Source organism: Bacteroidia bacterium, assembly GCA_019695265.1.
Classification (GTDB): Bacteria; Bacteroidota; Bacteroidia; order JAIBAJ01; family JAIBAJ01; genus JAIBAJ01.
On record JAIBAJ010000129.1, the window covers coordinates 1 to 9,360 of the forward strand.

The window sequence follows — 9,360 nt, forward strand, 5'->3', positions numbered from 1 at the left end:
ATAGTCTAAAGGGGCTAGCGAAGCTTTTGTTCAACAATGAAAGCTCGGATGGTGAGGTGGCATCGGTAGAACACCTTCTGAAAGTGGCCGGAGTGGATTTTAAAACAAGTTCGAATATCCAAGAATTAACGGCCTGCCCCATAATTATTGCCAGTTCGAGGCTTTACAGCTATTCAATTTCGGGTGCCAACCGGGATACGCTGTTTTCCTATGTGCAAAATGGCGGAACCTTTATTGCCTCTTCGCTTTATCAAACTGCTACGCCCTTTTTTCCTCTTTTCGGAATTAATGGGGTTCAAGCTGATTCAACTAAACTTCGGGTGCATTTTCTGACTAATTCCAATAATCAGGCTTTTCGCTGGCTGGAAGATGGACGGGAACAAACCATTTCCCTGGGCGATACCACCGATGGACTAGGACTTCCTTCCAAATCCTATCAGGTAACATCGGCAGAAATTTTGGCCACCTACGAAGATGGAAGTGCCGCCATTGTTCGCAATTCCTATGGATTAGGACAAGCGGTTTGTTTAGGTTTCTCCTTTAAAGGGATGGTTTTATTGCCCCAAGTTGATAAAGACAACAGTGCCGAACGCTCCTGGTCCAACGGTTTTGAACCCACCACCGATGCCTTGATGCTTTTTCTGAAGGGGATTTCGACTTCCATCATTCCACACCAGGTTTGGTTACATACCAGTCCGTACGATAGTAAATCCACCCTGGTGGTAACCCACGATGTGGATGCTGCAACAGCTTACGATACCATGCATTTTTATGCCGATTATGAAAACGCTATCGGGTTGCAAGCCAGCTATTTTGTTACAACCCACTACCTGGCCGACGATCACATGACCAACTATTACTCGGCCGCCAGTGTTCCTAAAGTGGATTACCTAGTTGAAAAAGGACATGTGTTGGGAAGTCATTCCGTTGGCCATTTCCCTGATTTTGACGAGGACGATGTTTTTCCGCTCGGACAATTGGGCAATACCACCAGCAATTATCTTCCATTTTGTCATACCGATTCCTCTACGGATGGCGGAACTGTTTTGGGTGAATTGGAAGTAAGCAAAAATTTACTCGAAAACGATTTGGGTATTACTGTTCGAACGTTTCGTGCAGGTTACCTTTGCTACAACAAACACTTGGTTCAAGGACTCGATACTTTGGGCTATCGATTTAACTCCACCTATAGCGCTGCCAGTGTTTTGACCAATTTCCCTTACCGAAACCGATACGACCGTAACACCTATGGCCGACTTTCCAATGTTTGGGAATTCCCGATGACTATTTCGGATGTGTTTAAATCTGATCCAATTACCTTTCAGAACTATCCCCAAAAAGTGGCTACCTGGATTGATGTAACCAAGCGCAATGCCCGAAATTATGCCCCAACCGTGCTATTGGTGCATCCAACACGGTATTACAAACTTTTTGCCGAGCAAGACTTGCTGGATAACCTTCCCGAAGCTACCAATGTTACCAACTTGGATGCTTTTGCCGATTACTGGCTTTCCAGAGACGTGGTTGATTTTAGCTCCAGCCTTAGCCAAGAGACCCTAACCGTTACCATTCCTCATTCTCTTTTGCCCTTGAACCCGGAACTTAGTTTTGTTGTAGATCACGGACAGCAGCTGGCATTAATTAAAGTACAGGATGACTTAGGAAATCCTTTACAACCTATTCAGTCTTTATGGGATGACCAATCCATTTTGCTTCATTTCGGATATTACGCTTCCATATTTGTTTCATCAGGGTCAGTTGCCACAAACGGCAGTTTTCAGGTGTATCCCAATCCATTGTCGGAAAAGTCGGTTTGGGAAGTTTGGCAAAAGGAAACCGGGTATATGGAACTCCGGGTGATTAATCAATTGGGACAAGTGGTTGAAACCCTTTGCAGCCAAAACGCATTGCCCGGCATTTACCGGAATGAATGGAATACCGAACATTTACCACCCGGAGTTTATTTACTTAGGTTGGAAAGCAACGGAAGCGTACAAACAAAAAAACTAATTAAATAGTCCTGAGTTTTATCAATGAAGGAAAAAAACATTTACAAAAGCACCCTCATCCTTTTTTGGGCGATCCTGACCTTTACTTTTCAAAGTGTCCGGGCACAACAAACCAAGGAGATTGTTTTCAGAGATATTTGGGTGTTTAACGATTCCTCCTCCATAGTTATAGGAAATTACGGGGTTATTGAACGCACGGTAGATAAAGGCAAAACCTGGACTACTCCCAAATCGAATACCAATAGCAACCTGAATGGGATTGTATTTAAGGATAAAAAAATAGGATTAATTTGTGGGACCAAGGGTTGTATATTGAAAACAACCGATGGTGGTAAAACCTGGACAGAGAAATTCAGTGGAACTACCTCCGATTTGTTGGAGGTAAAATATGTAGATGGAAAGAACTTGTACATCTCTCGTAAAAACGGTGGTTATCTGACCAGTCCGGATGGTGGTGAAACTTGGCTGGGAGGAGAGAACGAACAAACTCCCAAATCAAACCAAGCTTTATCCAAAGAGAAATCCGGCAATTTTCAGGAAGTAAAGGAGAAGTTGCATAAAAATTCGGATTTTGATGTGCCGAAAACAAACAAGAATACCGTTAAGCCAAAGGAGTCAAAAGCAAAACCCAAGGCTGAAACCCAGGACGAAGGGAAGTTTGTAGAATTGGAAGAAGGTCCGGTAACCAAGGATAGAGGATATGGATCCAGCAAAGACTCTATTGTTTCGTCCAAGCTGGGAGAATTGAGAGAATTTTGGTCCAAATACAATTACCTGGCCTCCAAAAAAACAGAATTCGAATCAATTTATGTGTTGAAAAAGGTTTTTGACATCAATCAAAACGATACCATGGATCGAAACGATATGGTGCAGCGGGTAAATTATGCCCAGATTGATGCGTTGAAAAGACAAATTGGTTTGTCGGTAGGTGGAAATTACCAGGAAAATTTTAATCCGGGAGTAGGAGCCAATGATTTATTGGTTTATAAGCGTCGCGCTCAGGTGGGACTGGATTGGAATATTTTGGGTGACGGATTGGTTAGCAGCAAGTACAAGCAAGAAATTTTGCGAAATGAAAATACAATTTTGGGATTGATACCGAAGAAGAATCTGACAGAGGCAGAGTACTTGAAAGTGTATCATTCCATCATTTATGCTTTCAACGAACATAAAATAAAACTGCTGCAGGAAAGGGAGAAAATTATTGAAGAAAAGATTTCTACCGCAAACGACCTCTTTGTTATGCAAAGTCTAAAGAAAATCGACCTGATGGAGATGATTCAACAACAGGTTGATGTGAAAAGCCAGTACCAAATTTACAAGGCTTACAATGAACAATTGGTACAAACCGAGCCTCAAACTATTCCTGTTAGTAAAGTTTTACCGGTGTTTGATATCGTTTCAGATCGCTTGTTTAATTATTCCATACAACAACAGAACGATAGCATAGTTAAGTTGAAAGCCAAAAATTACCAGCTTCAGAATAGCTTTTGGAATACGGTTGATCTTTCTGCCAATGTTCGGTATAACTACTATGATTTGGTTCAATCCACTTCCAGCACCCGGGATTTTGTTTCGGCCGGATTGAGTTTTTCCGTGCCTTTGCCTTTAAACCTCCAAGGGAAAAAGGCTGTGGTTAAAGAAAAAACAGCTTTGGAAGTATTTGATCAGAAAACCGAGCAAGACGCCCAAAATTCAGAATGGTTGAACCGATTGTACGAGTTTCGTTACAAGCTTAAACAGTATAACAACCTAACAGAAAGCCATAAGAAATATGAAGAGTTGGTTCGGTTGGAACGGGTGAAAGAGAGTTTGAAAAATTATGATTTCAATCCTATTTCAGCCTTAAATTATCTGGATGAATTGTTAGGAATGGAAATCGACATGCTGGACCTACAACAGCGCATGTATATTGATTTACTTGATATTTATATTAAGTCTTCTTCCACCAATGGAATTATGGACCTGGTTATGCCGTATGACGGAAGTAGAGTTGATCCGGAGCGCGATAGCGTTGAAACTTCCATGTACATCTGGAGCAAATCGTTTACCCGACATAACACCGACTTTATTAAAGAATACCTGAAACTCAATGGCTTGAAGAAAGCCTTGATTAGCCCGAATAAGAATCCCGACCAGGCAAGGGTAATTTCCAAACTCATCGATAAGTTGGAAAAAAACAACATCGACGTGGAGGCTCTCATTGGAAATAACAACCTGCTCAACGATCCGGATCCCGAATTGTATCTCACCCAATTAATGGCAGTTTATGACTTAAGCCAATTTGAAGCCATACACCTGGATGTAGAACCCCAGGCCATGCCCGAATGGGATGTAGACAAAGAAGGCGCTTTGGTAAAGTACATAGAAATGCTGAAACGGGTTAAGGATTTTTGCAATGAAAACAAATTAAAATTAAGTGTTTCCATTCCAACCTATTTCCCTCAGCCTACCTTATTGGAAATTTATAAGCTAGCCGATAAGGTGTATGTAATGGCTTATGAAAATGTAAAACCTGAATTCATAGCCAATAAATTAAGAGAAGAATTAGCCATTGGTCCAAATAAAACCATTGTAGCTCTTCGCTCCCAAGATTTTAAAAACCGACTACAACTCGAAAATTTGAAAAAATTCCTTCGTGCCGATTTGAAAGTGAAAGGCTTTGCATTCCACGATATGGAGGGATTTATCAATATGGAAAAAGCAAACGAAAATCGTTAAAACCTGTGTAACTTGAAAAGTGTAAATTTTAAACCCAAGTCAAGCTCCTTCCGAACCTTAAACGAAGAGGTTAAGGTAAAAAAGACCCGAAAAGTTAATTGGGACAGGCTATTCTACTTCCTGTTTTTCACCTTGGTCATTTTCGGATTGGGTTACTTTTTAGTGAGAAAGTACCTCTATGTTAAAGCCAACGGATTGGTTTTGTTCCAAAATGTTAGCATACGTATTGCTCAAGACTCCAGAATTGACAGCCTGTTGCGAGTGGAAGGCGATTCGGTGCACCTGGGCGATACCTTGTTTATCTATACCAAACTTACCGAGAAACCCTATTCCGCCATTGTTAAGGAACAAGTTAAACCTGTGCAGTCTGCACCTAAATCCTCTGGCGATTGGAAAGTAAAAGAAAGGTTTAATGTGGAGAAGGAAATGGCCGAAAACAATGTGGAAATAAAGACCGATGAAGCCATGGTAAAAGAATTACAAGGAGAATTGAGAGGTTTGGAAAATCAGGTTTCATTGGGATTGCTACCCTTAAGCCGTTTGGAAAGCGTAAAATCCGATATCCTAAAGTTGCAAGGGACTATTCAAAAACTTAAATCGTCCAATGCCCAGTTGCGTTCATTTTTATCGAAACTAAATACTGAACCGGTTGCTGACACAGCTTCCCTAAATAGGATTACATCGGTTGGTCTTTCCGATTCAGCCATTGCTATGGTTCCTTATTTGTCACCCATTGAAGGAATTCTTTCCCGAACCTATTTCTACCAATATGAAGTAGCTCCCAAAAATGAAATTATTATGACCCTTCAGAAAGATTCCGGATCCTTTGTTCGGGCCTATTTCCGTCAGGAAGATTGGTCAAAAGTGAAAGTTGGCGATGTGGTCGATCTTAGCTTCCCGGATGGTAATTCATGTCAGGGTGTTATTCAAAAAATCTATAACACCACTTTTGCCCTTCCGCCGGAGCTGCAACTGCAATATGAACCCGTACAACGAATGGTGGTTGGCGATATTTATCCGCTCAAGGACAAAAACACCTGCGACTGGAACACCTTCAATCGCAGCGGTGTAAAAATTAGCAAACCTAAATATTGGTAAGAACATGGTGATAATTGGAAATAAACTTAAATCGGAGGGATTGGATTTTGTTATTCTCGACGATAATTGGACCAATAAAATGGACGCTTTGGCTACTGCCGATGGAATTATTATTGATGCCAAAGACCCCGACTTTACTGCCTACTGGATTAAAAGGATCAGAACCCACCTGCAAACCGAAATTGCTTTTAAACCGGTTTTTCTTATCAACAACAGCAGCACCAACGACCCGATTGTTAATTCATTAAACGACGGTCTTCTGCTTTCATTTGATCAGTTGCAAGAGGCTGTTAATGAGGCAAAATCCATCAAAAGTCGCTGGGCTCACCTCCAAAATCAATCCCTGCCCACCTACGAAAGCCAAGCCTTTAAAAAAGTGCTGGATTATATGTACCTCCGTGGTACCCGAACCCTTAAACCCTATATCGATAGCCGATCCATCATTGGATATACCTATCCTGAATTGTTGGTTTCAGTGGATCGGGAAGAGGAGTTTCAATCCCTCGAATTGTTAGAATGGGCAGAAAAAGAAGGCTATATCTGGCCCGATTTCTTTGATAAAGTTTACCTCTGTAACAATTGCAGCGGAGGCTTTTTGTCCTACCGCGAAGTGTGCCCCCACTGCGATAGCTCCAATTCTAAATCAGAAGACCTGGTTCACCACTTTCCATGTGCTTATGTAGGTCCTATCTCCGATTTTCAAAATCCAATCGATAGCTCCTTGGTTTGTCCGAAGTGTAATAAAGCACTTCGTCATATCGGAGTAGATTACGATAAACCTTCCACCATTAACCATTGCAATAATTGCGACAAGGATTTTCAGGAAGTTTTTATCAAAGCCAAATGCGTTAATTGCTACCAGGATGTGGATGTGCAATACCTCAAATCCAAAAACTTAAACGTTTATAAACTCACCAAAAAAGGTCGTACCGCTTCAACCAATGGAATTTCTGTTTCCGATTTTGAAATGGAAGAGGTATTTGGCAGCCTGAGCATGCCCATGATGAAAACCATGCTTCATTATGAAATTGAGCGAATTCGTGCCAACCCTTCTCAACAAACCTCCATTGCCATGTTGTATTTCGAAAACAGTTGGGAATTAATAAATAAAGTGGGGAAAAAGGGCGAAAAGGCTTTGCTCGAAAGCATGGTGTCGGTTGCCCGGGAACACATTAAACCGACTGATTTTATTGCTCTCGAAAACAACTCAACCATGTATTTAACCTTGGTAAATGCCGATGCAAACGCTGCCAATGCTATGGTATCCCAGGTTTCGCGCTACATGGTGGATTTGATTAAAACTAATTTCAATGGTTTCGAACTGAAAATTTCTTCCAAAGCCAAAGATTTGGGTACCAATAATAACTCGGCTTTTTACCTAAAACAGCTTTCAGACAGTGTAATGTTGGTATGATCAACTACGTCGAAAATTTAATTGCCTTTGTAAGTAACCTGGACGGCCTCAAAATTGTCCGGTTTTTTTGGTTTTTTTTCTTTTTCGAACTAATCCGTTTCTTCCTTGTCGACCTTGTCATTCTCGTTTTTTGGAAACTTAGCTCCAAACGAAGAGCGAGAAAAAAAGCCAAAGCAAGAGCCCTGTTTTTGCAAGAAAATCCCTTGGTTTCCATTATTGTTCCGGGTCGTAACGAAGGCGAAAACCTCTATCAACTCGCCTACTCCCTTAAGGAACAAACCTATTCCAACTTCGAACTGATTATCATTGACGATGGCTCCGACGACGATACCAAAGTCATCTGCCAAAGCCTGTTGAGTCTCGGTTTGATTACTAAATTCTTACGTAACGATGTTCGAGGTGGCAAAGCTTCTGCCGCAAACCTTGGCCTGCGCTATTCCAAAGGGAAATTTGTGGTGCATATTGATGCCGACTGCTCCTTCGACCGCGATGCCATCGAAAATATCCTCATCCCTTTCTACGAAAATGAAAAAATTGGTGCCATCGGAGGCAATGTTCAGGTAAGAAATTACAATGAATCCTTGCTTACAACCCTGCAAGCCATTGAGTATTACGATAATATTTCCATTGGTCGAATTGCTTTAAGTCAAATTGGAATTTATCGCCAAATTTCCGGGGCTTTTGGCGCTTTCCGCAGGTCGGTGCTCGATTGCGTGGGTGGCTGGGATATTGGCCCGGGACTCGACGGCGATATTACGGTTAAGGTTCGTAAACTTAATTATCGCATTCATTTTGAGCCGACTGCAGTTTGTCAAACCAGAGTTCCGGCTACGGTAAAAAAGTTGGTTAAACAACGCCTCCGTTGGGATAAATCCCTCATCCGTTTCAGGCTTAGGAAGCATAAAGATGTTTTCTTTCCTACTCAATCTTTTAACTGGTCAAACTTTATTTCATTTGTTGAAAATATAACCTTTAACTTGATATTAAACTTCAAATGGTATATTTATATTTTGGATATATTTTTCTCTTATACTGGGTTAATTTTGTTTATTCTACCAATCAATTTATTCATTTATACGGTTTATAATTGCCTTAAATACATTTTGTTTTCATTCTTCAGAGAGCGAAAAAATGAGCCTGTTGCCTATTATTTGCCTTTTTTACCCCTGATGGTTTTTTACTTTGGCTATTTTTTAAGGGTGGTACGAACGGTGGCCTATTTACAAGAGTTTTTCCTTCGAAAATCGTACGAAGACGAGTGGAATCCGGCTAAATCGTCCAGACATGCCAAAGCCATGCGAATTTAGTTCCTTGGTTTCTTTGAACTTTTCCCCGGTTTAATGGTTTACTAGGTTTTTATACCAATTTTAATTTATAAATAGTCCGAAGGCTTTTATAAATTTAGATTGGTAAATGCCGAGTATACAGAATGTTAGGCCAATTTTCTCAATAAAAATTAATACCTAAAATTGGACTAAACATAATGTACATTCGGTATTTTTTATGCGGGCCCCCTTCCGCCACCATCTATTCCGGTAAACTTCTCCTTGTGGTGCACGTGGCGTTCGGGTCACGCTATCGGCTGTAGTCCTCGTCCCACTTGGCTAGCGCCGCGTGCTCCTGTGGGCTACTTGCCTCTATCGTTGCCCGAGGTGCAAACCCAAAAAGTATTGCAAGGAAATAGTTTGGTGGGATCTAAAAATGATGGTATCGGTTGGTTACCCCTCCCGAAGCATTTCGGGAAGAAGTTGTTATCAATTTAGTCAATAAAATTGATTTACAAATTCTTAATCGTTTAAATATTCCAGATGCTAATTCTGGGTTTAGGCAAAATAATGCGAAGCATAATTGGACTATTACAGATTTGTCATCGGTATGAAATCCTTGTATCTGAAGCAGTTGGAAGCTGTAGTAGATTTCTAATGCTGAATTCCATCTAACTAGCATTTAAATTCTTGTATTTCAGGCATTTGAAATAAATTGAATATTCATTTGAAGAAAGATTAAATAATGGAATAATGATTTTTATAACCGAATAAGCCCTTGCACAAAAGCCTGTTAGAACGCCGTGCGTTGGCCTGGCTCAGCACGGGGCGCGCCGCGGCTGTGAATTGATGT

Annotated in this window: 5 protein-coding genes; all 5 read left to right on the forward strand. The window is 41.0% G+C overall.

The annotated features are described in order from the left end of the window. Window positions 1–2,018, forward strand: a 2,018-nt coding sequence (locus tag K1X82_13765; protein ID MBX7183172.1) for a T9SS type A sorting domain-containing protein, incomplete at its 5' end; no start/stop codon positions are given. Window positions 2,019–2,033: 15 nt separating this feature from the next. Next, window positions 2,034–4,730, forward strand: coding sequence for a hypothetical protein (locus K1X82_13770; protein ID MBX7183173.1), 2,697 nt, complete (start codon window positions 2,034–2,036; stop codon window positions 4,728–4,730). Between the two features lie 12 nt (window positions 4,731–4,742). Then, window positions 4,743–5,828, forward strand: a complete 1,086-nt coding sequence (locus tag K1X82_13775) for a hypothetical protein (protein MBX7183174.1) — start codon at window positions 4,743–4,745, stop codon at window positions 5,826–5,828. Window positions 5,829–5,832: 4 nt separating this feature from the next. Further along, entirely contained in the window at window positions 5,833–7,242 is a 1,410-nt protein-coding gene (locus tag K1X82_13780; GenBank protein ID MBX7183175.1) for a hypothetical protein, read from the forward strand. 203 nt (window positions 7,243–7,445) lie between these two features. Then, entirely contained in the window at window positions 7,446–8,549 is a 1,104-nt protein-coding gene (locus tag K1X82_13785; protein ID MBX7183176.1) for a glycosyltransferase, read from the forward strand. Window positions 8,550–9,360: the final 811 nt, after the last annotated feature.

Excerpts from the sequence above, each read along its gene's own strand:
- K1X82_13780 (MBX7183175.1), top strand. The coding sequence starts at position 5,833 with ATGGTGATAATTGGAAATAAACTTAAATCGGAGGGATTGGATTTTGTT.
- K1X82_13770 (MBX7183173.1), top strand. The coding sequence starts at position 2,034 with ATGAAGGAAAAAAACATTTACAAAAGCACCCTCATCCTTTTTTGGGCG.